At 61.1% G+C, this 22,444-nt stretch carries 21 protein-coding genes and 1 tRNA gene; 19 read left to right on the top strand and 3 right to left on the bottom strand.

The window, feature by feature from the left end; genetic code table 11:
• Positions 1-23 precede the first annotated feature (23 nt).
• Complete coding sequence (locus DDE76_RS16390) at positions 24-230, bottom strand: DUF2061 domain-containing protein (protein ID WP_104893892.1); 207 nt, start codon at positions 228-230, stop codon at positions 24-26.
• A 159-nt stretch (positions 231-389) separates the two neighbouring features.
• On the opposite strand from DDE76_RS16390, the gene DDE76_RS16385 reads away from it, so the two are divergent.
• The 9 genes from DDE76_RS16385 to DDE76_RS16350 all read left to right on the top strand — a co-directional run bounded on the left by DDE76_RS16385 (position 390) and on the right by DDE76_RS16350 (position 8,557).
• Entirely contained in the window at positions 390-1,238 is an 849-nt protein-coding gene (locus DDE76_RS16385) for a helix-turn-helix domain-containing protein (protein ID WP_104894988.1), read from the top strand.
• A gap of 95 nt (positions 1,239-1,333) precedes the next feature.
• Positions 1,334-3,103 carry a B12-binding domain-containing radical SAM protein gene (locus tag DDE76_RS16380; RefSeq protein WP_245892016.1) on the top strand — a complete coding sequence of 590 codons (1,770 nt, stop codon included), beginning with the start codon at positions 1,334-1,336 and terminating at the stop codon, positions 3,101-3,103.
• Between the two features lie 136 nt (positions 3,104-3,239).
• On the top strand, positions 3,240-3,704 hold the full coding sequence (locus DDE76_RS16375) for a GFA family protein (protein ID WP_104893894.1): 465 nt from the start codon (positions 3,240-3,242) through the stop codon (positions 3,702-3,704).
• 3 nt (positions 3,705-3,707) lie between these two features.
• The gene (locus tag DDE76_RS16370) at positions 3,708-4,205 is read left to right on the top strand and encodes a heme-degrading domain-containing protein (protein WP_104893895.1); all 498 of its coding nucleotides are present in this window, start codon (positions 3,708-3,710) and stop codon (positions 4,203-4,205) included.
• Positions 4,202-5,083, top strand: a complete 882-nt coding sequence (locus DDE76_RS16365) for a PhzF family phenazine biosynthesis protein (RefSeq protein ID WP_104893896.1) — start codon at positions 4,202-4,204, stop codon at positions 5,081-5,083. Before DDE76_RS16370 ends, DDE76_RS16365 begins: the two co-directional genes overlap by 4 nt.
• A 69-nt stretch (positions 5,084-5,152) precedes the next feature.
• Complete coding sequence (locus DDE76_RS16360) at positions 5,153-5,581, top strand: hypothetical protein (RefSeq protein ID WP_104893897.1); 429 nt, start codon at positions 5,153-5,155, stop codon at positions 5,579-5,581.
• A 97-nt stretch (positions 5,582-5,678) separates the two neighbouring features.
• A complete protein-coding gene (locus tag DDE76_RS20065; protein ID WP_281261865.1) occupies positions 5,679-5,801 on the top strand; it encodes a hypothetical protein in 123 nt (40 codons plus the stop codon).
• A gap of 119 nt (positions 5,802-5,920) precedes the next feature.
• Positions 5,921-7,474 carry a 2-isopropylmalate synthase gene (locus DDE76_RS16355; RefSeq protein WP_104893898.1) on the top strand — a complete coding sequence of 518 codons (1,554 nt, stop codon included), beginning with the start codon at positions 5,921-5,923 and terminating at the stop codon, positions 7,472-7,474.
• 138 nt (positions 7,475-7,612) lie between these two features.
• Entirely contained in the window at positions 7,613-8,557 is a 945-nt protein-coding gene (locus DDE76_RS16350; protein ID WP_104893899.1) for an endonuclease/exonuclease/phosphatase family protein, read from the top strand.
• Here the strand turns inward: DDE76_RS16350 and DDE76_RS16345 are convergent.
• Complete coding sequence (locus DDE76_RS16345; protein WP_104893900.1) at positions 8,542-9,651, bottom strand: pyridoxal phosphate-dependent aminotransferase; 1,110 nt, start codon at positions 9,649-9,651, stop codon at positions 8,542-8,544. The two genes, DDE76_RS16350 and DDE76_RS16345, sit on opposite strands and share 16 nt — an antisense overlap.
• Positions 9,652-9,893: 242 nt before the next feature.
• Here DDE76_RS16345 and DDE76_RS16340 point away from each other — a divergent pair, with 242 nt between their 5' ends.
• The 5 genes from DDE76_RS16340 (at position 9,894) to DDE76_RS16320 (ending at position 14,221) form a co-directional block, all read left to right on the top strand.
• Positions 9,894-10,211, top strand: coding sequence for a hypothetical protein (locus DDE76_RS16340; protein WP_158672416.1), 318 nt, complete (start codon positions 9,894-9,896; stop codon positions 10,209-10,211).
• A gap of 152 nt (positions 10,212-10,363) precedes the next feature.
• Positions 10,364-10,439: transfer RNA gene (locus tag DDE76_RS16335), tRNA-Lys, on the top strand.
• A gap of 202 nt (positions 10,440-10,641) precedes the next feature.
• Positions 10,642-11,523, top strand: a complete 882-nt coding sequence (locus DDE76_RS16330) for a dioxygenase family protein (RefSeq protein WP_104894989.1) — start codon at positions 10,642-10,644, stop codon at positions 11,521-11,523.
• Positions 11,524-11,726: 203 nt separating this feature from the next.
• Positions 11,727-12,902 (top strand): lipid II:glycine glycyltransferase FemX, encoded by a 1,176-nt coding sequence (locus tag DDE76_RS16325; RefSeq protein ID WP_104893902.1) that lies wholly within the window; start codon positions 11,727-11,729, stop codon positions 12,900-12,902.
• A complete protein-coding gene (locus DDE76_RS16320) occupies positions 12,899-14,221 on the top strand; it encodes a lipopolysaccharide biosynthesis protein (protein WP_104893903.1) in 1,323 nt (440 codons plus the stop codon). Before DDE76_RS16325 ends, DDE76_RS16320 begins: the two co-directional genes overlap by 4 nt.
• Positions 14,222-14,224: 3 nt before the next feature.
• Here DDE76_RS16320 and DDE76_RS16315 read toward each other — a convergent pair whose 3' ends face one another.
• The gene (locus DDE76_RS16315; protein ID WP_104893904.1) at positions 14,225-14,788 is read right to left on the bottom strand and encodes a hypothetical protein; all 564 of its coding nucleotides are present in this window, start codon (positions 14,786-14,788) and stop codon (positions 14,225-14,227) included.
• A gap of 177 nt (positions 14,789-14,965) precedes the next feature.
• Between DDE76_RS16315 and acs the strand changes: the two genes are divergently transcribed.
• The 5 genes from acs (at position 14,966) to DDE76_RS16290 (ending at position 21,745) form a co-directional block, all read left to right on the top strand.
• Positions 14,966-16,918 (top strand): acetate--CoA ligase, encoded by a 1,953-nt coding sequence (acs, locus tag DDE76_RS16310; protein ID WP_104893905.1) that lies wholly within the window; start codon positions 14,966-14,968, stop codon positions 16,916-16,918.
• A 394-nt stretch (positions 16,919-17,312) separates the two neighbouring features.
• A complete protein-coding gene (locus DDE76_RS16305) occupies positions 17,313-18,395 on the top strand; it encodes a glycoside hydrolase family 3 protein (protein WP_157955863.1) in 1,083 nt (360 codons plus the stop codon).
• A 91-nt stretch (positions 18,396-18,486) separates the two neighbouring features.
• Positions 18,487-19,287, top strand: coding sequence for a UDP-2,3-diacylglucosamine diphosphatase (locus DDE76_RS16300; protein WP_104893907.1), 801 nt, complete (start codon positions 18,487-18,489; stop codon positions 19,285-19,287).
• 88 nt (positions 19,288-19,375) lie between these two features.
• Positions 19,376-20,431, top strand: coding sequence for a glycosyltransferase family 4 protein (locus DDE76_RS16295; protein ID WP_104893908.1), 1,056 nt, complete (start codon positions 19,376-19,378; stop codon positions 20,429-20,431).
• 114 nt (positions 20,432-20,545) lie between these two features.
• Positions 20,546-21,745: an MFS transporter gene (locus tag DDE76_RS16290; protein WP_104893909.1), complete on the top strand. Its 1,200-nt coding sequence runs from the start codon at positions 20,546-20,548 to the stop codon at positions 21,743-21,745.
• The last annotated feature ends 699 nt before the right edge of the window (positions 21,746-22,444 follow it).

Genomic DNA, 22,444 nt, shown 5'->3' with positions numbered 1-22,444 from the left:
GGCGGGTCTGCGGGCCCGCCTTTTTACTGTTCGATACGGCCCCACTGGATTCGCGCCCAGAGGCGCTCGTGGAGGATGAAGCAGACGAAGCCGGAAAGCGCTCCCGAGACGGCGAGCCCACCGGCTGCCACCAGGCTCCCGGTGGCCAGCCAGCCCATCAGCGTCATGGTGACCAGGCCAATGGCCTGCCATGTGACCGCTTTGACGATGGAACGGGCCGGACTTTCCAATTTATCCTCCTGAGAGATGGGGGTGCTAGACTGCTGTTGCAGCGCTGATGTCAGTCCAGACGCCTGACAACAAGGAGGGATTGGTGACGGATTGCGACAACTCGGTGCATTTTGCTGATATTGTTGTTTTTTATCACCATGCGTGGCAAAAGCCCGCATATGGACAAGCGCGAACGGGCGGAAATCTTCAAGCAAAGACTGACCGATGCCGTCGGCCGGGCCGGGTGGTCGCAAACGCGACTGGCGCAATCGGCCGGGCTTGACCGGTCAACAGTGTCGCAATTGCTGCTGGCGGAAGAGCCGCGCTTGCCGAGCGGCCAGGCGCTGGCGGAAATTGCGGCGGCCCTGCAGGTGTCGTCTGACTGGTTGCTGGGCCTGTCCAATCATCGCGGTGCTGCCAGCGAAATCCTCGACCAGGCGGTGCAGATGACCGAGGCGGCGCGCCACCCGGTGGATGAGCAGGTGCTGAAGTGGAATGCCGAGGTGCTGGGCGCGAAAATCCGGCATGTCCCGGCGGGGCTGCCCGATATTTTCAAGACCGACGAAGTTCATGTCTTTGAATATGAAACGGCGGTGCGCCGTACGCCCCAGCAGGCGATCAGCGATTCGGCGGCGCAAATTGCGCTGCTGCGGCGGCTGGAAACGGATATGGAGATTGCCGTTCCTGTCCAGACCTTGGAGAGCTTTGCTGCGGGCGAATGGCAATGGCGCGGTCTGCCGGCGGAGATCCGCCGGCGGCAATTGGAGGCCATGGCCGCTTCGCTTGAGGAGTTCTACCCGTCAGCCCGGCTTTATGCCTTCGATGCCCGCGAGCTCTATTCGGTGCCGTTCTCGGTCTATGGCCAGCATCGTGTGGCCATCTATCTGGGGCAACGCTACCTGGCCTTCACGGCGCCCACCTATATCCGCCTGATGGCCCGGCATTTCGACGATCTGGTGCGCTCGGCAAGCGTACATGGACATGAAGCGGCCGCCTGGGTGGCCGATCTGGCGCGGCGGGTGCGCTAGGGCTTGCCAGAGAAGGGGTCTTTCGTCTCAATTTCATTCTGCTAGGCTATTGATCAGCGTCGTCAGTCTTCAGGCTTCCCAACAGGGAGACTATCGTGACTTTGACCAAGCGGTTCGCGCTCTACCTGATCAAGCCGTCTCACTATGACGATGACGGCTATGTCATTCAGTGGAAACTCTCCCCCATTCCGTCCAATTCGCTCGCTTCAGTACATGGGCTGGTGCGGGACGTGATCGACCGCAAGACACTGGGTGGCGAATGGGACGTCGATGTGGAGACCATCGACGAAACCAATACCGAAATCGACATCAAGGGGGTGATCGCCGACTGCAAGAGGGCAGACGCAGCGCTGGTGATGCTGATCGGCGTACAGTCCAACCAGTTCCCTAGGGCGCTCGATATCGCCCGGCCGCTGAGAGACGCCGGAGTGCAGGTGGCGATCGGCGGGTTTCATGTCTCGGGCGTGATCTCGATGCTCAATGGCGAGGACGCCGATTTCAAAACGGCGCAGGCGATGGGCATTTCCCTGTTTGCCGGGGAAATGGAGGGGCGGACCGATGCGGTGCTGGCCGATGCCATCGCCGGGACGCTGCAGCCGCTCTACAATTTCATGCACGCTCTGCCGGGGATCGAGGATACCCCGGTGCCGTTCATGCCCGCCGAGCATGTGTCGCGCACCGCCTACAACCTCACCAGCTTCGATGCAGGCAGGGGATGCCCCTATCAGTGCTCGTTCTGCACCATCATCAATGTGCAGGGGCGCAAATCGCGTCGGCGTTCGCCGGACGATATCGAGAAGATCATCCGCCTCAATATGAGCCAGGGCGTGCATCGCTATTTCATCACCGATGACAATTTCGCGCGCAACAAGGACTGGGAGGCGATCCTGGATCGTCTCATTCATATGCGCGAAGTCGAGGGACTGAGTTTCAATTTCATCATCCAGGTCGACACGCTGTGCCACCGGATACCCAATTTCATCGAGAAGTGTTCCCGCGCCGGAGTGACGCGGGTGTTCATCGGGCTGGAGAATGTCAATCCGGCCAATCTCAAGGATGCCAAGAAGCGGCAGAACAAGATCACCGAGTACCGGGTGATGCTGCAGGCCTGGAAGAAGTGGCGTGTTATCACTTATGCCGGCTACATCCTGGGCTTTCCCACCGACACGCCCGAGCGGATCATGCACGATATCGACGTGGTCAAGCGGGAGTTGCCGGTCGATATCCTGGAGTTCTTCTTCCTCACGCCGCTGCCGGGGTCGGAGGACCATCAGAAGCTGCATCGGGCCGGGGTAGCGATGGACCCCGATCTCAACAAATACGATCTCAATCACTACACCACCGCCCATCCCAATATGAGCAAGGCCGAGTTCGAACAGGTCTATGCCGACGCCTGGAGCCGCTATTATTCGCTGGACCATGTCGAGACGATCATGCGGCGGGCTGCAGCCTCTGAGGTCTCGACCGCACAGGTGCTGCTGCTGTGTACCTGGTTCATGGGCGCCCTCAAGATCGAGGGGGTGCATCCGCTGGAGGTTGGCTGGATCCGCAAGAAGTCGCGGTTGAACCGGCGGCATGGCATGAAGATCGAACCAGCGATCCTGTTCTATCCCAAATATTACCTCGAACTGGGCTGGAAGCTCAGCCGCTGGGCATGGCTCTATTTTCGCTTTGGTCTCAGGCAATTGAAGGTAGAGCGGGACGCCAATCGCCATGCCTACACCGATCTGGCCATGTCCCCCGTTACCGATCATGACGCGGAAGACCTGGAGCTTTTCAAGACCAGCGATGCGGTGGCCTGGCTTGACCAGCAGAAGCGGATCAATGATGCCCAGCACGGCATCAAGGCGCCGGCAGCGGAATAGGTGGGCCCAGATCAGTCCGCTTACGGCTCTTGTTTGTCGCACTCCCAATTCTCCGGCCGGAGCGCGAGGCGCATAACCATTGCCAGTTTAGCTCGAAACCCTCTAGAACCGGCCTACCATATTGGGGAGGCGAAAGATGGCGTTGCCAGAATTTCCGGTCGAGGGTGGGTGCTCGTGTGGTGCGGTGCGTTACCTGCTCAAGGCCTCGCCGCTTTCGGTCTATAATTGTCATTGCAAGGATTGCCAGCGCTATTCGGGCGCGGCCTGGTCGATGTCGATGATCGTTCGGAGCGAGGATTTCGAGGTGCTGGCGGGCGAGACCGAGCGCTATGACCGCACCGCTGACAGCGGCAATGTGATAGCCATGCATTTCTGCGCCAAATGTCACACGTGGCTGTGGAATGTGCCACCTGCCGGTGGCATCAAGGTGGTGCGGGCGGGCTCGCTGGACGATCTGGACTGGGCGGCGCCGGTCGGCGATATCTGGACTGACAGCAAGGCGGCATGGGTGCAGCTCGATCCCTCCCATATCAGTTTTGCCAAGGGCGCCGCGGATCGCACACCGCTGTTCGATGCCTGGAACCGCTCTCATCGGGACTGACACATGGATAGCAAAGACGAGATCGCACTGGTTCAACGCCAGGAAGCGGACCTGGTTCTGCCGGCGTTCGATGAAACCACGGCCTTCGAAATCGGCGCGGCCATTCGTCTTCGGGCGGCAATGGAGGGCCTGTCGTTGATCGTGGACCTGCGAAGCTGGGACCGGCAATTGTTCTTTGCAGCGACCCCGGGTACGACGGCTGACAATGCCGAATGGGTGCGCCGCAAGATCAATACGGTACGACGCTTCCAACGTGCGACCTATCGGCTGGTTCTGGAACGCGGGGAAGGGGTGTTTCCCGAGGTGTTCGGCGCCGACCCGGCAGATTATGTCATCGCGGGCGGCGGCTTTCCCATCCGGGTTCCGGGCGCCGGGATTATTGGTGCGCTGACGGTTTCTGGCCTGCCTGGTCGCAGAGATCACGGGGTGGTTGTCGACGCTTTGTGCGACCATCTGGGCAAAGCCCGGTCTGGATATGCTTTGCCGGAGGTTGCCCGTTGAAACTGCCCTACCTGATCCTTGATGTCTTCACCCGTTCCCCGCTCAAAGGCAATGCGCTGGCCGTGGTGCCAAAAGCCGACGGGCTCATGGACAATGAGATGCAGGCGATCGCCCGCGAATTCAACCTGAGCGAGACCGTGTTCATCTGCAAGCCGCGGAATGAGCGCAACAGCGCCGCACTGCGCATCTTTACGCCCTATCAGGAACTGCCCTTCGCCGGTCATCCGACCGTGGGCGCGGCTGTGTCGCTGGGGCTGAACAGCCGGGCCTCGGCCATTCGCATGGAAGAAAAAGTGGGGCTGGTCACCGCGCTGTTCGAGCGGCTGGACCGCCGGAGCGGTGAAGCACGGTTTACATTGCCGCGGCTGCCGATCCGCATCGCCGAACTGCCAGATCGCCTGGGGATTGCGCAGGCACTGGGGATCGAAGTCGAGGAGATTGGCTGCGATGTCTACAAGCCGGCGGTGTTCTCGGCCGGTGTGACCTTCCACCTCGTGCCGGTCCGCGACGCCTCGGTGCTCAAGCGGGTGCGGGTCAACAAGACAGCCTGGGACCAGGTGTTCGACCAGGAACATCACTCTGCCTATGTGTTCACCCTCACCCCGGAAGAGCGCGAGAACGATCTTGCCGCGCGCATGTTTGGCATGGATATCGGCGAGGATCCCGGCACCGGCTCTGCCGCCGCGGCGCTGATCGGGCTGTTGGCCGAGCAGGCGATGGGGACCGGGCAGACCGACTATGTCCTGCGCCAGGGCCACGAAATGGGGCGGCCCTGCCGCATCACGCTGCAATTGCGCAAGGACAATGACACACTGGTGTATGGCGCCATTGGCGGCGAGGCGGTGGTGATCGGCGAAGGCGTCCTGGATCTGGATTGAGACCCATTCCGTCCGGCCTCCGGTGTGCTATTCTCCTGACCGGGGACTGAGCAGCAGGAGGGCAGGACGATGGATGTCGTCATCAATCTTCTTATCTGGGTGCATGTGATCGGCTTTATTGCCGGTGGCTCGAATTCGGTGGTCGGGCCGGTTATTGGCGGTCGCATGGCCACAGCCACGCCGGATCAGCGTGTTGGCTATTTTGGTGTGATGAATACACTCTCGCAGGTGGGCAAGGTGGCCATGGTTGCACTTCTGATCACCGGGCCGCTGATCATGTTCATGAAGTATGGCGGGCTGGGGGGCGCTTCGGTCTGGTTCTGGATCAAGATGGCGCTGGTGGCCGTGATGCTGGCGGCCATCATCTATGGCGGCATTCAGTTCAAGAGATATCAGGGCGGTGACGCGGAAGCGCAAAAACGCGCCGACGCAGCGCACAAGATCACCGGCCTGGCGTTTCTCGGCGTGCTGCTTTCGGCGGTGTTTGCATTCGGGTGACGATAAAAAAGTAACATAATTCAGCCTTCTACCCTTGCACGGCGGGGCGGCTTGGCGCATTGTGACGTTCAATTGATAGACGTACCAGAGCGTACTCATGCAGCGCCAACGCGCCAAAGCCATTGCCATCGCACAAACCCAGGCCCTTCAGGCCCGTTTGCTGCTGGCCGCAGGCCTGCTGCTGCTTCCTGCGCTGCTTCTCCTTCTTATCAGCCCCTGATCACCGGCAGCTCGCCATAGCGAGCGGGTCGTCAGGGGATTGCGCAAAAACCGAACATCAACACATGTGCGGTCCTGCGAGTATTTGCCTCGGGGCCGATAGGAAACCAAGAGAAGTCAATGTCCGTCGACAGCAATAAAGAACGCGTTTTCATCTTCGACACCACGCTGCGTGATGGCGAGCAATCGCCCGGCGCCACCATGACACTGGAAGAAAAACTCCAGGTCGCCGAGTCGCTCGATGAAATGGGCGTCGACATTATCGAGGCCGGGTTCCCCATCGCTTCGAATGGCGATTTCGAGGCCGTCGTGGCCGTGGCCAAGCAGGTCAAGAATGCGACCGTTGCCGGTCTCGCCCGCGCCATCAGCGCCGATATCGACAGGGCTGGTGAAGCCGTGCGGCATGCCCAGAAGGGGCGCATCCACACCTTCGTCTCGACCTCGCCGATCCATCTGGCGCACCAGATGAAGAAGACCGAGGACGAGGTGATCGAGATCATCGCCCGCACGGTAACGCAGGCCCGTAACCTGATCGATGATGTCGAATGGTCCGCCATGGATGCCACGCGCACGCCGATGGAGTTCCTCAAGCGTTGCGTCGAGACGGCGATCAAGGCCGGGGCGACCACGATCAACCTGCCTGACACGGTGGGGTATGCGGTGCCCGAAGAGCATTTTGCCATGTTCAAGGAGATCATCGAGACGGTGCCTGGCGCCGACAAGGCAATCTTCTCGGTGCATTGCCACGATGATCTGGGCATGGCGGTCGCCAACTCGTTGGCTGGTGTGGCCGGTGGCGCGCGCCAGGTCGAATGCACCATCAACGGGCTGGGCGAACGGGCCGGCAATGCGGCGCTGGAAGAAGTGGTGATGGCGCTGCGCACGCGTGGCGACGCCATGCCCTATTACACCGAGATCGACAGCACGCAGCTCAGCCGGGCTAGCCGCATCGTTTCGGCAGCATCGAATTTTCCGGTGCAGTATAACAAGGCGATTGTGGGCAAGAACGCCTTCGCACATGAGAGCGGCATCCACCAGGACGGCATGCTCAAGAATGCCGAAACCTATGAAATCATGACCCCGGCCAGTGTCGGTATCAAGGAAACCACCTTGGTCATGGGCAAGCATTCGGGCCGCGCCGCGTTCAAGGACAAGCTCAAGGAGCTGGGGTACGAGCTGGGCGACAATGCCTTCCAGGAGGCGTTCCAGCGCTTCAAGGATCTGGCGGACCGCAAGAAGCATGTCTATGACGCCGATATTGTCGCTCTGGTCGACGACGAAGTCGGCTCGGTGGGCGACCGCATCCGGCTGGTCGACATGGAAGTCGTCAGCAAGACCGGTGGCACGCATCGCTGTGATTTGACCGTCACCATCGACGGCGAAAAGAACAGTGTTTCGCTCGAGGGCACTGGTTCGGTGGACGCGATCTTCAATGCCATCAAGGCGGTCTCGGGGCAAAATCCACATCTGGTGCTCTATGCCGTCGATGGTGTGACTGGCGGCACCGATGCGCAGGCTTCGGCCCATGTGCGCCTTGAAATGAACGGCCGCATCGCCTCGGGCAATGCGGCAGAGCCCGATACGCTGGTGGCTTCGGCCCGCGCCTATCTCAATGCGCTCAATCGCGTGATGATCGAGCGCGGCGCATCGGCGCAGGGCGCGCTGGCGGGCTGAGCTCGAGCCATAGCAGAATATTTTGGGGCGCGGTCGACAGGCCGCGCCCCATTGCTTAATCACTTGCGCGCGCAATGCTTGCGCACCAGCGCCCAAGCTGGTCTAGCCATGATCTGGCTATCTGGGAGTGAACGATAGATGTGGGGCAAGGCAGAATTCAGGGGCGGCCTCCTCGTGCTCCTTGGCGCGCTAATTGTAGCGCTGGCCGTGGTCGTTACGGGCCGGTATCTGCCCGGCCTCGTTCTGTTGCAGAGCCTGCGGTTTCACATGGTGGTGGCCGGAATTGTCCTGGCGCTGGCCCTGATTGCGCTCGGCGCGCGCTGGCGCGGGGCTTTGGCGCTGCTGCCGCTGCTTGCGGCGGGGCTGCACGGCTACTGGCTGGTGGGGGAACTCTATGCCAGCCGCACGATGCCAGAACAGGCGCCGGTGGCCCAGTTCCGTTTTCTCAGCTTCAACGTGCTGGCAGGCAACCGCCAGGCCGACGAACTGGTTGCTGCGGTCCTGGCCGAGCGGCCGGAGATCGTTCTGGTCATGGAGACCCCTGGCATCGAGTCCCATCTGGCGCAGATGGCGGAGGTGTATCCCTATCGCCTCGGCTGCGAGAGGACCGAGGTCTGCGACATCTCTCTGTTTTCGCAATTGCCCATCGAGGAAGGTGGTATCCAGCTTTTCCGGCCGTTTAACCGGGAGAGACTGGTCACCGCGCGGGTCAGGGTCGATGGACAGCCGGTGACCATTGTGGGTACTCATTTGACCAAGCCCTATGATGAGCTGGTGGCCAGGCAGGAATTGGCGGAGCTGCGGCGGTTGCTTGATGGCATTGAAGGGCCGGTGGTGCTTGCCGGGGATTTCAACTCGACCATCTGGACGGAGTCTGTCGGCACGCTCATGGAACGAGCCAGGTTGGTGCCAGGACCGTCGACGCCGGCAACCTGGCCCGTGCGTCTTGGTGCACTTGGAGTGCCGATCGACAACATGTTCACACGAGACAATGCCCGTGTCCTGACACTGGAGTCGGGAGAGAGCTATGGCTCCAATCATCGTCCGCTCTGGGCCACCATCGGGCTCTATGCGGCCGAGTGAGCCTGCCTGAGGGCCAGGGGCAGGGCATCTGATAGAACATCCAGCTCCCGGCCCGGCGCGGCACTGATACGGATGTGCTGGTCCAGCCCCGGTGCGGCGGGCTTTCGCACGAAGACTCCCTGTTTCCCCAAGGCATCAAGGACCCGCACGGCGAAGGGCCCATCGCTGCCGCAGTCGATGGCGACGAAATTTGTCGCCGAAGGCACAGGGGCCAATCCGTTGTCGCGGGCGATCTGTGCGATGCGGCTGCGTGCAGCAGCGATCGCGGTGACCGCGTGCTGCAGGTAGGCCTGGTCATCCAGCGCCGCGAGGGCTGCGACCTGGGCCAGCTTGTTGACGCCAAAATGATTGCGAATGCGATTGAAGGCACCGGCAAGCCGGCGATTGCCGATGGCATAGCCACAACGCAATCCGGCCAGGCCATAGGCCTTCGAGAAAGTCCGCAGGCGCAGCAGATTGGGCCGGTCGGTGTCCAATGGCGGTCCCTGGTCCGGCGCCGTCTCAAGATAGGCCTCGTCCAGGACGATCAGGCAGGTCTCGGGCACGGCGTTGATGAAGCGCTCGATATCGCTGGCGGGCCAGAATGACCCCATTGGGTTGTCGGGATTGGCCAGATAGACCATGCGCGCATTGGTCTGGTGGGCCATGGCGGCCAGGGCCTCGGGATCTTCATGAAATTGCCGGTAGGGAACAAAGCGCAAGTCGCCGCCAAAGCCGGTTACGTGATAGTTGAATGTAGGGTAAGCGCCCAACGAGGTGACGACGATATCACCCGGCGCAATGAAGAGCCGGACCAACAGGCCCATCAGCCCATCAATGCCTTCACTGACGGCTATTTCTTCGTTCGCGACCCCGACATGTTTGGCCAGCGCAGTGCGAAGCGCATGGTTTTCCGGGTCGGGATAGGTCCATACGTCCGGCGCGGCATTGCGAAGGGCGGCAATTACGCGCGGGCTGGGGCCAAAGCCCGATTCATTGGCGCCGATGCGGGCCCGAGTGGCTATTCCGGTCTGACGTTCTATCGCTTCGGGGCCGACAAAGGGGACGGTTTCCGGCAGTGCCTCGACGATGGACGTGAATGGGGGCAGGGGCAAGATGGGGTCCTTGGCGACGATTCTGCACCCATACTAGCTGCGCCATCCGAGCTTTCCAGCGTGCATTGTGACCTCTCGATGAAGCAGTGGGGAATGTGATGGTTCCGTGTCGTGAAGAGGGCAGGATCGAGACGGCCGGAGTGTGGATTTGATCAGGTCCCACTGTTTTGCACAGGCTTGGAAAATCTTCACGGTCCGCAAAGTCCCGGCGGTGCTTGGCTGACGCGGCGCAGGCCCGATTGGTGGCTTTTGAATCGAATGCGATCCAGGCGGGAAATAAGTCGAGAACTATGCAGGTCCACCTTTTGGACGTGCCGGAAACGGTGATTCTTCAGTTAATTTCAGCCAGAGGGAGAGAGCGATTGCCTCCAACCTACGTGCTTGCGCGTGACCATTTACAGCGGGCCGCCACCATTCTCCAGGGAGCGGATCAGCGGTCGCGGCAGCTCCGACATATCATCGAGAGAACGATCGGGCTCATGGACGAAACGCGGCCTGAACCCAGCGAGCCGGTCAGCAATGTGGTTGAGTTGAACGACTATCGACACCTGCAACAATGACCTCGACCAACCCGGCCCGATGCGGCCGGGTTGTCGCCCTCAGCATTTCTGCATGACAGTTTTGCACACAATCCGGTTTTGAGTGCTGGACAGCTCCGAATCCCTTTGATAGAGAGGCGCCACTTTGGTGCCGAGGCGCTTCAAGAAGCCCCGGGTGCATAGCTCAGATGGTAGAGCAGCTGACTCTTAATCAGCGGGTCCAAGGTTCGAGTCCTTGTGCACCCACCAAAGCCCTCAATGACATCTTGGTCCAGACTCGCAGACGCTTTGGCGGCTGACCGCAGTTCTGGCTGTATGTGCTGCCAGATTGCCAAACGTTCATCTGTTGGACGTCGGGCGGAGAGGTGCGGTGTCCTACATCTCGCCCATTCCACCGAAGCAGCTTCGCGGCTGTCCCGGTTTGAATGGCTCCGTCAGAAAGGAACTGCACATGCCGCATGATCACGATGATCACCACACTCACGATTTGGGTTTCGCCCATGATTTGCCGCGCATGATTGGCCGCCGGCGCCTGCTGGCCCTGATGGGGGGTATTGGGGTCGCCGGGCTGGCTGGCGGCCCTGCCGCAGCGCTTGAATGCGTGGCATTGCCCTGGGAAACGGCCGGCCCCTATCCTGCTGATGGGAGCAATGTGAAAGATGGCCAGGTGGTCAATGCGTTGACCCAGGACGGTGTCATTCGCACTGATTTGCGCAGCTCGTTCGGTACGCTGACCCCGGTTGCCGATGGATTGCAGCTCGATCTCGAGCTGACGCTGGTCAATGCTGATGGCTGTACGCCGCTTGAGGGGTACGCCATCTATCTCTGGCATTGTGATACGACCGGCAATTACTCGCTCTATGACATTACCGACGCCAATTATCTGCGTGGTGTTGGCATCGCCGATGGGGAGGGCAAGGTAAGGTTCAAGACCATCTTTCCTGGCTGCTACGACGGGCGCTGGCCGCATTTTCACTTTGAGATTTTCGGGAGCATCGAGGCGGCAGTCAGTGGCGAAGCCTCCGTGCTAACGGCCCAGATTGCGCTGCCTGAGGCCGATTGTGCCGATGTCTATGCTGCGGATAGCCGCTATGCGAATGGAACGCGGAACCTTGGGCGCATCTCGTTGTCGAGTGATAACGTCTTCAAGGACAATAGCGCCGAAGAGATCGCGCAGCAGACGCTGGCGCTGACGGGCGAGCCGCAGACCGGTTATGCCGGAACGCTGACCATACCGGTTGACTTGACGGCTGAACGCAGCGCTGGTGGCATGATGGCGCCGCCCGACGGCATGGGCGTCGGCGGTCCGCCGCCGGATCTGCCGAGCAGTTGATTTCCTGCCAGGAGCGGCCACTGGTGGCTCATTTTGTCGATTGGTGGCTACGGTTAACCTGCCAGCGCCATTTATTGCGCCCGGACCGGTAGGCTTTGGTAACCAAGGGCAGAATTTTGGGACATTTGTTGCGACGGGATAGGGATTTGCACACCTGATGAGTCTAGCGTCTGGCTGAGTGCGCATCAGCCGGAAACACAACCATGTCCTTATCTGCAGGAGCAGCCCAAAGTGACGCCGGGGCCATTGTGTCCTCGCCGACCCACATGGCGGCGCCAGGTGTGGTTGTGCGTGCCGTTGATGGGCAGGAATGGGACGCGGTCGTCGGCGGTTTTGATGGTGTCTGCCAGGAGCAGCTTTTTGCATTCGCCACGATCCGCTGGCCCGGTGTGACGGTTGAACCGCGCCTGTTCGAGCGCGATGGGCGCATCATTGGCGGCTCGTTGGTCATGGTGCAGCGCCTGCCGCTTGGTTTGAGCCAGATTGCCATCATCAAATGGGGTCCAATGCTGGCGGACACAAAAGTCCAGGATTGCGCGCTGCTGTACCAGGGCATGATTGAGGCGCTGGTGGCTGAATATGCCGACCAGCGCGGCATGATGCTCTCCATCCTGCCCCATGCCAGCACCCAGGATCGTCACGGCGAGTATCGCGAGCTGCGCGCACGCGGCTTCAAGCGCGGGGCCACCCTGCGCTTTCCAGACCGCTATCTAGTCAATCTGCGGCTCCCGGACGAGGCGCAGCGCAAGAGCTTTGGTCAGACTTGGCGGCGTCAGCTCAACAAGTCAGAGAAATCAGAGCTGGTCTTCGAGCATGCCGGTGCCGGGCAGATTGATGCCTTCAAGACGCTCTATGCGGCGATGAGCGATCGCAAGCAATTTCCTGACTATTCGGCCTTCGATACCCTGGACGCGCTGATGGCGCTCGACCAGCCTTTGCGGCCCGAGTTATTTTTCGTGCGGCAAGGTGGCGAGCTGGTCGCGGGCGCGCTGATCTTCAAGGCGGGGGATCGCGCCGTCTATCTGTACGGGGCCACGAATGACAGGGCCCTGCCGCTGCGTGCCGGCTATTTCCTGCATTGGCATATTATCCGCTGGTTACGCGACCACACCCGCGCAAGCTGGTACGATCTTGGGGGTACGGATGGCTTCCATGGGCTGCACCAGTTCAAAAAGGGCATGGTAGGTGATGCAGGCCTGATCCGGCCTGTGCCGCCGGTGGTCAATTTTGCGACGCGGCCGGTTGCCTACGCGCTGGGCGCCGGGGCGTTCGCGGCGCGTGAGGCCTATAACGAGCTGCGCCGCCATATCGAGGCGGTGCGGCCTTCGCGGGCCCGGCCCGACCAGACGCCCTTGCCATTGCCCGAAGAATTCCGATGAGCCTCGCACGCCGGCTGGCATCGCAATCGACCATCATTTTCGGCGGACGTTTGTTCGGCGCCGGCCTTATCTTTCTAGTACAGGCCTTCATCGCGCAAGTCTGGGGTGCTGCCATTCTGGGCGACTATCTGGTGGTGATCGCCGCGGTTAACCTGATCGCCGTGACTATGCCGCTGGGTTTTCAGACCATAGGGACTTATTTTGCCGCCGAGTATCGCGCCCGGAACGATCGCCGCCAGCTCATTGCCTTTGCTGTCCGCGCCTATGGTCATGTCGGCCTGACCTTTCTGGCACTGGTGCTTGCAGGGCCGCTTGTGCTGGGCTGGCTTGGGTTGGGGCAACATGTTGTTGCGGTGCTCTACACACCAGTTGCCTTGCTCGCTCTGGCAACAGCGCTGGTCTATGTCAATGGCGCCGTGCTGGTCGGGCTGAAGCGACCTTTTGCTGGTTTTTTCGCTGACGGGATATTCCGGCCCATGATGGTGCTGGGAACAGTGCTTGTCTGTGCAGCCATGCTGAATGCGCCCGCCGTGGCCTTCAGCACCATGCTCTGGGTCACCGCTTTCGGCTACGTGCTGATTGCTCTGGTGCATATGGGAATTGTAGTCCTCACGCTGCCGCGCGTCGGCGAGACTGCCGAAAGCCGCAGCGCTGATGCGCCACGCTGGTGGCGCTTTGCCGCGCCCTGGGTGCTAATCACACTGGCGACGGACTTCTTCTTCGATATCGACCTGCTGTTGCTGGCCAATCTGCTGGACCGCGAGGAACTTGCCATTTTCGGCGTCTGCACGCGGATATTCTCTCTAGTGTCGTTCGGTGTGGCCGCGGTCTATGCCGTTATCCTGCCGGAGATGTTCGAAAGCGAGGCCAATGCGGATCGCGCGGCCTTTCACCGCAAGGTGGGCGAGGCCAACCTGGCGGCAAGCGCGGTATCGCTGGTGCTGTTTGGCGTCGTGATCGTCGGAGCGCCGTTTGCTTTGCTGCTGTTTGGCCCCGCATTCACCGCCGGTGCGCTGCCTCTGGCCATATTGTGCCTGGGCCTGGTGGTGCGCTCGGTCATGGGCCCCGCATCAATGGTGCTGTCTATCCATGACCGGCCCTGGGCCAGCTTGCCCGCCGTATTGCTCGGCATGGGCACCCTGTTTGCGGGCAATCTGGTTCTGGTGCCCGCATTTCACCTGGTCGGCGCAGCACTGGCGGCGATCATCGCCATTTCGGTCTGGTCGGTCGCCCTCTGGCTGATCGCGCTCAGAACCGCCCAGATCGACGTGTCGATCCTGCAGTGGTTCAAGGCTCGTCGCGTGGTGGCTGCGGAATAGGCTCTACGCCCCGACCAGCCCCTTGAGCCGATTCTTGAGACGCCCCAGGCGTCCGACATAGCCGCTGTCATAGGGGACATCGGGTCGCGTGTAGAACTTCTCGATCAACAGATAGTCCTGGCCGAAGATGTGTTGCTCGAGCAGGGCGGTTTCCCTGTAGCCGTAGCGCTTGAGCAACATGCGGGCGATTTCATTTTCCGGGCGGACATAGGTGTAGGCCTTGTGGAACCGGGTATTGTCCCAATGGGCATCGAATTCACGCATGCCGAACATGCCCAGCTTGGTCTGGCGATGGCTTGGGAATACCCAGCTCCAATAGCGAAAGATTGAACCGCATTCTGGTCCGGACACCATGGCGCCCCCCGGCACGCCGTCGGCGCACATCAGCATGATATGCCAGGGGTCGATGGCCATGAGGCCCTTGAGAAAGGTACGGTCCAGCCTGCCGGCCTCATGTTGCTTGAAGCGGTCATTGTAATGCGGCGAGGTCAGGATGACGTCACTCAGCTCGCGATACACAAGGTCCAGATCCGCATGAGTGGCGGCCCGAATGGTCATTTCTGCCATGATGCTGCTCCGCGCTAAAGGAGCGAAAAGTGTAGCCAGTTCCGGTTAACGGCAGGTGCCGTGCCCTTTGAGCAAACACCCTTGCCGGAAAAACCCATTAAATCGCAGGTACTAGGCCTTGCCGCTATAGGGGTGGAACAGTATTACGGATGCCGGGAGAGATAAGGGAGGATGACGATGAGCGACCAGCTCCTATTCCAGCCAAGCGCGGCTGCGATCGCGCGCACCCATACCACGGCCGAGCAGTATGATGCGCTGTATCAGCGTTCGATTCAGGACCCGGATGGGTTCTGGGCGGAACAGGCCAAGCGCCTCGACTGGGTAACTTTCCCCACCAAGATCAAGAACACAACGTTCGAATATCCCGACGTTTCGATCAAATGGTTCGAGGATGGCGTGCTCAACGTCGCTGCCAATTGTATCGATAGGCACCTGGCTGAGCGCGGCGATGACATTGCCATAATCTGGGAGCCCGACAATCCGGAGGACCAGGCCGAACATATTTCCTATCGGACGCTGCACGAAAAAGTATGCCGCTGCGCCAATGTGCTGAAGTCACTGGGCGTCAAGAAGGGCGACCGCGTCACGATCTATCTGCCGATGATCCCGCAGGCCGCCTATGCGATGTTGGCCTGCGCGCGCATCGGCGCTGTTCACTCGGTGGTGTTTGGTGGTTTCTCGCCCGACGCTCTTGCCGGACGGATCAATGACTGTGACTCGGCAGTGGTCATCACCGCCGACGAAGGCCGCCGCGGTGGCAAGACCGTTCCGCTCAAGGCCAATGTCGACAAGGCGCTGGAAGACTGCCCGGGCGTCTCCAAGGTGCTGGTGGTGCACAATACCGGCGCCGATGTGGCCATGAAGGGTTCGCGCGACGTCTGGTGGCATGAAGCTGCGGCCGGCGTAGAGCCGTTTAATGATCCCGAACCGATGAACGCGGAAGATCCGCTGTTCATCCTTTATACCTCCGGTTCGACCGGCAAGCCCAAGGGCGTGCTGCACACCCAGGGCGGGTATCTGCTCTACACCTCGATGACCCACGAGCTGAGCTTCGACTACAACAAGGGTGATGTGTTCTGGTGTACGGCCGATGTCGGCTGGGTTACCGGACACAGCTATATCGTCTATGGCCCGCTGGCCAATGGCGCGACGACCGTGATGTTCGAGGGCATTCCGTCCTGGCCTGATGCCAGCCGCTTCTGGCAAGTGGTGGAGCGCCACAAGGTCAATATCTTCCACACTGCTCCGACCGCCATCCGCGCCCTGATGGGTGCGGGGGCCGAATATGTCGAGAAGTACGAGATGCCCTCGCTTCGACTGCTTGGCACGGTGGGCGAGCCGATCAATCCCGAAGCCTGGATGTGGTATTACAACAAGGTGGGTAAGGGACGGTGCGAGATCGTCGATGCCTGGTGGCAGACGGAAACCGGCGGTCACATGATCGCGCCATTCCCCGGCGCCATCCCAACCAAGCCCGGTTCGGCAACCAAACCGTTTTTTGGGATTCAGCCCGAAGTGCTATCGCCTGAAGGCAAGGTGCAGGAGCAGACCAAGGCTGAAGGCGTGCTGGTCATCAAGGATAGCTGGCCCAGTCAGGCCCGAACCATCTGGGGTGACCATGGGCGGTTCGTCTCGACCTACTTCGAGACCTATAAGGGCAACTACTTCACCGGTGACGGCTGCCGCCGCGACGAAGATGGCTATTACTGGATTACCGGGCGGGTCGACGACGTGCTCAATGTTTCCGGCCACCGCCTGGGTACGGCCGAGGTGGAGAGCGCCCTGGTTGCGCACCCAAAGGTTTCCGAGGCGGCCGTTGTCGGCTTCCCGCACGATATCAAGGGGCAGGGCATCTATTGCTATGTCACGCTGATGGCGGGCGAACAGAGCAGCGACGAGTTGCGTCTTGAGCTGCGCAACTGGGTGCGCAAGGAAATCGGGCCGATCGCTTCGCCCGATTTCATCCAGTGGGCGCCGGGCCTGCCCAAGACGCGTTCGGGCAAGATCATGCGCCGCATTCTGCGCAAGGTGGCGGAAAACGACTTTGGTTCGCTTGGAGACACTTCGACCCTGGCAGATCCATCCGTTGTGGATGATCTGATTGCCAATCGGCAGAACAAGCCGGCGTAACGCCAAAAAATCGGGCGGTGGCACCACGTTCCACCGCCCTTCCAGTTCGGCGGGGGCCGGCTGGAAGGTTGAAAAACCGCCGGTCCTGCGTCCACCTTAAGCTCAGTATGGATGCAATCTCGGATTGCGCATAACGCAAACGCACTAGTTGGAACGATTTTTTTCAGAATCACAGGGGTTTCGTGAAAAAGATCGGGCGGCGAGGCGCTTTGCCTGCCACCCGACCAGTTCGGTGGTGAGCCGAAGAAGGTTGAGAAATCCGACCCTGCGTCCACCTTTGTGAGGGTTTGGCACTGCTCGGACCCTTGCGACCATCCCCTGTTCAGGGGAGACCATTGTCTTGCCGCCATTTGCTGGGCACTCTGCACCCCCGATTCCTCAGCCGGTGATGCCCGTGCTCCGATTACTCTGTGCCTTTATTGTTCTGCCGTTCCTGGCGCAGCCGTTGGCGGCTGCGACGCTGGAAGAAATGGCAGGGCAGATGATTCTTGTCGGTTTTGAGGGCGATGGACCTGCCGACGCGGGCGTCAAGGCGGTGGTCAGCGACCTTGAAGCCGGACGCTTGGGCGGGGTGATGTATCTCAAGAAGAATGTGTCGAGCCTGCAGACCGTGCGGGAGATGAATGGTATTTTCCGCGCTGCGTCACCGGACTTGCCACCCTTCATTACGCTAGATCAGGAAGGGGGGGCGGTGGAACGGCTGACCCGCGATGTGGGCTTTGCCGAAATTCCCAATGCCGAAACAGTTGCTGCCAACAACACACCGGAGCAGGCGGAAGCGCTCTACTCACGTATGGCCCAAGGCATTGGCGAGCAAGGGTTCTCGGTCAATTTTGGTCCGGTGGCGGACCTTAATACAAATCCGGAAAACCAGATCATCGCGCGTTTCGGGCGGGCCTTTTCGGCTGACCCCATGGTGGTGATCGACTATGACACGGCCTTTGTGCGCGCACATCGCGCCGCGGGTCTCGTGACCGCGCTCAAGCATTTTCCTGGGCATGGCTCTTCCACCGCCGACAGTCATGAAGGTTTCGTGGATATCACACGGAGCTGGTCGCCGGACGAGTTGGAACCCTACCGGGTGCTGATTGCCGGAGACATGGCCGACATGGTCATGGTGGGGCATCTCTACCATGCTGATTATGCCAATGGAGACGGGGAGACCCCGTCATCTTTATCACCCCGCTGGATCGATGGCGTATTGCGGGGCGAGCTGGGTTTCGACGGCGTGGTGATCAGCGACGATCTGGAAATGGGCGCCATTCGCGAGCATTTTTCGCTTGAGGACACGGTCGTCAAGGCGGTGCGCGCGGGCATGGACATTCTGCTGTTCTCCAACACGGCCGATTATCGCCCGGGGTTGGCCCAGGACGTGCTCGACATCCTGGTGAGCGAGGCCGCGGCCGATCCGGCCTTTGCCGCGCGGATCGAGGAGAGCTATCGACGCATCGTGGCGCTCAAGGCGCGGTTGCGGTGAGCAGGCTTTCCCCGGCTTTCTTGGCAGGCGTGTTTGCAGCGCCGGGTGCAGCCGATAAGATGCCCTCCCTTAGTGAGGAGGCCCGAGACTGATGTCGGAAGAGCGCGAGATCAGGCGTGTTCGGGCGCTTTTCCTGTCGGATGTGCATCTGGGCATGAAGCCGATCCGCAGCGCGCAACTGGCCGATTTCCTGCGCGCGCATGATGCCGAGACGATTTATCTGGTGGGGGACATTCTCGATGGCTGGCGGCTGGCCAAGCAGTGGCACTGGCCGGCCCAGTATAACGAGGTGATCCAGATCATGCTCGACAAGGCGACAGCCGGTACGCGGATCGTCTATCTGCCGGGCAATCACGATGAGTTCCTGCGCGAATATCTCGGCACCTATTTCGGCGAGATCGAGCTGGTGGATCGCACCATCCATACTTCGGCGACGGGCAAGACCTATCTGGTTATCCATGGCGACCAGTTCGACGTGGTGGTGATGAATGCCAAATGGCTCGCCCATGTCGGGGACTGGGCCTACAATGCGGCGCTGCGCGTCAATATCGCCATCAACTGGGTGAGGCGGCGGCTGGGGTTGCAATACTGGTCGCTGAGCGCCTGGGCCAAGCAGAAGGTGAAGAATGCGGTTTCGGTGATCGGCCGGTTCGAGGAAGCCCTGGTACACGAAGCCAAGGAGAGCGGTGTCGATGGGGTGATCTGCGGCCATATCCATTTTGCCGACATCCACGACCGGCTGGGCATCCAGTATATCAATACCGGCGACTGGGTGGAGAGCTGCACCGCCATTGTGGAGAATCACGATGGGGTATTTGAGCTGATCAAGTGGACCGAAATGGTCACCGGCGACGCCCGCAAGCCGAAATTGCGCCAGAGTTCCGGGCAGTAAACCCGTCAAGTGAACGTCACATGGCCGTCACGCAAGCGACGCGGGGAACGCGCACCATGCTGACATTGCGAGCAATCGTGGTGTCGCCATGTATATCGATCCCAAGCTTTCCCGCCGCCGTATCCTGATCGTCACCGATGCGTGGCGCCCGCAAATCAATGGCGTGGTGCGTACGCTCGAGAGCCTGGCCAAGCAATTGAGAGCCTGGGGGCACGAGGTCAGTTTCCTCACCCCGGTGCCATTCTGGACCGTGCCGGTGCCCACCTATCCCGAGATCAGGCTGTCGCTGGCCTCGCGGCGAGCGGTGTTCCTGACCATGGCGCGGTCGCGGGCGCACCACATCCATATCGCCACAGAAGGCCCGCTCGGCCTGCTGGCGCGGCGCTACTGCCTGGAACGCGGCAAGGCCTTCACCACCAGCTTTCACACCCGCTTTCCCGAATATGCGGCGGCGCGGCTGCCGCTGCCGGAGGAGTGGAGCTATGGCTATCTGCGCTGGTTCCATGAACCGGCGGTGGCGACCATGGTGCCGACCCCGTCGCTGCGGGCCGAACTGAGTGGCCGCGGATTCTCGCATTTGACGCTGTGGGGCCGGGGCGTGGATGGGGTGCGCTTCCATCCAGGCGAAAAGACCCTGTTCACCGATCTGCCCGGCCCGCATCTGCTTTATGTGGGTCGTGTCTCGGCGGAAAAGAACGTGACGGCCTTTCTCGATCTGGACGTGCCGGGCAGCAAGATCGTGGTGGGGGATGGGCCGGATCGGGCGCATCTGGAGCGGCTTCATCCTGACGTGCATTTTGTCGGCTATCTGCACGGCGAGGAACTGGCTGCCGCCTATCGCAGTGCCGATGTGTTCGTGTTTCCCAGCCGCACCGATACATTCGGCAATGTGGTGACCGAAGCCCTGGCCTCGGGCACGCCAGTGGCTGCCTACCCGGTCACCGGGCCGCGCGACGTGGTCACGGACCCCAGAGCGGGCACGCTGTCGGAAGATCTGGGTGCCGCGGTGCGCCGTTGCCTGACCCTCCGGCGCGCAGATGCGCGCGCGCTGGGCGAGCAGTTCACCTGGGCAGCCAGCGGCAATCAATTCCTGTCGGCGCTGACGCCGGCCAATGCGCCCGCAAAGCTGGCAAGGGCCATATAGAACGTTCCAGAGACCGGTTTTGCAGACGATTTGGGTGGAAATGCCCTTGCGTCGCGCGCGCATCCGAGTCAGTTGAGGGAACGCGGCGCGCCTCTGCGCCGGGAGTCCATTTCCATGCCATCGGCCCTTTCGCGCTGGGATTCGCCCGAGCTGCGCGCTTCCATTTATCAATTTACCGTCTATCTGCCGGGCGGCGTCGCGTCGGTGTTCCTGGGCATCTGGCTGAGCGAACATGGCATTCCGGCCGACCAGATCGGCCTGATCAATGCGCTGCCGACCCTGCTTCTGCTGGGCCTGAACATGATGGTCGGACGCGTAGCCGACCGGGCCGATGACTGGCGGACGGCGCTGATCGGCATTTCCATTGTTTCGGCCTTGACGGCCATACCGATGTATTTCGTCTCCGAGTTTTGGGGCATTTTGCTGGTCTGGGGGCTGTGCGCCTCCAGCAATGGCCTGGTTGCGCCGGTGATCGATGCAGCAACGGTGCGCATGACGCGCCGCAACGGCACTGATTTCGGAGTGATCCGGGCCTGGGCGACGGTGGGCTATGTCGTGGGCGCGGGCGGTATCGGGCTGTTTCTCAACGTCCTCGGCTCGGGTGCATTCATCACGCTCTATGTGGCCATGGTCGTCGCACGGGCCGGGCTGGCGTTCCTGCTGCCGCGGTTCCGGGCCCCGAAACCGCAGGTGACCCTGGCCGATGCAGCACCAGAAGCCGTGGCGCCACCCAGCCGGCTCAAGGATGCGCTGCAGCCCTGGTTCGTGCTGCCGCTGCTGGCCTTTGCGCTGGTCAACTCGTCCAACGCCGTGATTGGCGGGTTCGGGGCGTTGCTCTGGCACGAGAACGGCATTCCAAGCTATTTCCTGGGACCCTTGCTGGGCTTTGCGGCCGTCGGCGAGGCGGTGCTGATGTTTGTCTGGCGACGCTTTGGCGGCCGCGTGACAGCGCGTAACATGATCCTGGCCGGGGCCGTTGCCGGGCTGATCCGCTTCACCATCATGGCGTTCAATCCGCCAGTGGAGGTGCTGTTCCTCACCCAGTCGCTGCATGCCTTCAGTTTCGGCATGGGCTATTTCGGGGTGGTGCACTTCATCGCCAACTGGACCAATGAGGCCAATGCGGCCGAGGCGCAGGGCTTTTTCAACATGCTCAACATGGCCATGGCCATGCTGGCGCTGACGGTGTTCGGGGTGTTGGTGGAATTCTTCGGCGCCTATGCATTCTTCTATTCGACGGTGACCTCGCTGCTGGCGATTGGCTGCGTGCTGTGGTCGCTCAAGATGCGGCCACCGAAATCGCTGGTGGGGTAGGGCGTTTGTCACGGCGTTTCCATTGCTCAGGCCGTGAATGTGCGCCGGACGACGCTGGCGCCTCCGGTTGAATTGGACGTGTCCCGAGGCGCGTGCGTCTCAGTAGAACTAAGTAATAGAGACGTCGCCGCCTCGGGACGCCGGGTTTCTCCTGCTGTCGTGGCCCCTATTGATCGCTCGTCGCAAGGTGGCCCAACGAGCAGGCAGGCCCTGGAGCGACCCAGCACCCAACCGGCTCCTCCCGCAAAGTTCGCTGCAGTCCGCCCGCGCGGGAGTGATGGGGAGGATTATGGAGGAGGTTTTGGGCGCGGGGATAAAAAAGTTGACCGGGTGTGGTGATGGCCGACCTCGTCCTTCGAGGCTGCGCTGCGCTTCGCACCTCAGGATGAGGTCTGGGGCGGAACCGGCGTTTCGAGAGCCCTCATGGTGAGGTGGGCGCGAAGCGACCCTCGAACCACGCGGGCGGCCATCAGCGAAAGGTGCACCAGCTCAGGATGGGCCCCGGCTGCGCCGGGGTGACAGCCTGTGGGTTCTATAAGGCTATGCAACAAGTCCGACATCATGGCGGAAATCGACCCCATTTCAGACGATGGTGTTCCTTTTCCAGCTCCTGTAAGCTGCCGCGACATCATCGTTTCTTCTATCTTCATCAGATTTGTTCGTTAGGTGCCCCAACAATGGAATGTCCAAGCCAGCTTG

Origin of the sequence: Devosia indica (assembly GCF_003056405.1) — a bacterium.
Taxonomy (GTDB): domain Bacteria; phylum Pseudomonadota; class Alphaproteobacteria; order Rhizobiales; family Devosiaceae; genus Devosia; species Devosia indica.
Note: the sequence above shows the minus strand (reverse complement) of the source record. Positions and strands in the feature narration are given on the sequence as shown.

What these genes read in the sequence shown, in the direction of transcription:
- DDE76_RS16360 (WP_104893897.1), top strand. Translation starts at nt 5,153, where the DNA reads ATGGATGTCGTCATCAATCTTCTTATCTGGGTGCATGTGATCGGCTTT.
- DDE76_RS16375 (WP_104893894.1), top strand. Translation starts at nt 3,240, where the DNA reads ATGGCGTTGCCAGAATTTCCGGTCGAGGGTGGGTGCTCGTGTGGTGCG.
- DDE76_RS16370 (WP_104893895.1), top strand. Translation starts at nt 3,708, where the DNA reads ATGGATAGCAAAGACGAGATCGCACTGGTTCAACGCCAGGAAGCGGAC.
- DDE76_RS20065 (WP_281261865.1), top strand. Translation starts at nt 5,679, where the DNA reads ATGCAGCGCCAACGCGCCAAAGCCATTGCCATCGCACAAACCCAGGCC.
- DDE76_RS16295 (WP_104893908.1), top strand. Translation starts at nt 19,376, where the DNA reads ATGTATATCGATCCCAAGCTTTCCCGCCGCCGTATCCTGATCGTCACC.
- DDE76_RS16355 (WP_104893898.1), top strand. Translation starts at nt 5,921, where the DNA reads ATGTCCGTCGACAGCAATAAAGAACGCGTTTTCATCTTCGACACCACG.
- DDE76_RS16325 (WP_104893902.1), top strand. Translation starts at nt 11,727, where the DNA reads ATGTCCTTATCTGCAGGAGCAGCCCAAAGTGACGCCGGGGCCATTGTG.
- DDE76_RS16385 (WP_104894988.1), top strand. Translation starts at nt 390, where the DNA reads ATGGACAAGCGCGAACGGGCGGAAATCTTCAAGCAAAGACTGACCGAT.
- DDE76_RS16320 (WP_104893903.1), top strand. Translation starts at nt 12,899, where the DNA reads ATGAGCCTCGCACGCCGGCTGGCATCGCAATCGACCATCATTTTCGGC.
- DDE76_RS16315 (WP_104893904.1), bottom strand. Translation starts at nt 14,788, where the DNA reads ATGGCAGAAATGACCATTCGGGCCGCCACTCATGCGGATCTGGACCTT.
- DDE76_RS16300 (WP_104893907.1), top strand. Translation starts at nt 18,487, where the DNA reads ATGTCGGAAGAGCGCGAGATCAGGCGTGTTCGGGCGCTTTTCCTGTCG.
- DDE76_RS16290 (WP_104893909.1), top strand. Translation starts at nt 20,546, where the DNA reads ATGCCATCGGCCCTTTCGCGCTGGGATTCGCCCGAGCTGCGCGCTTCC.
- acs (WP_104893905.1), top strand. Translation starts at nt 14,966, where the DNA reads ATGAGCGACCAGCTCCTATTCCAGCCAAGCGCGGCTGCGATCGCGCGC.
- DDE76_RS16350 (WP_104893899.1), top strand. Translation starts at nt 7,613, where the DNA reads ATGTGGGGCAAGGCAGAATTCAGGGGCGGCCTCCTCGTGCTCCTTGGC.
- DDE76_RS16330 (WP_104894989.1), top strand. Translation starts at nt 10,642, where the DNA reads ATGCCGCATGATCACGATGATCACCACACTCACGATTTGGGTTTCGCC.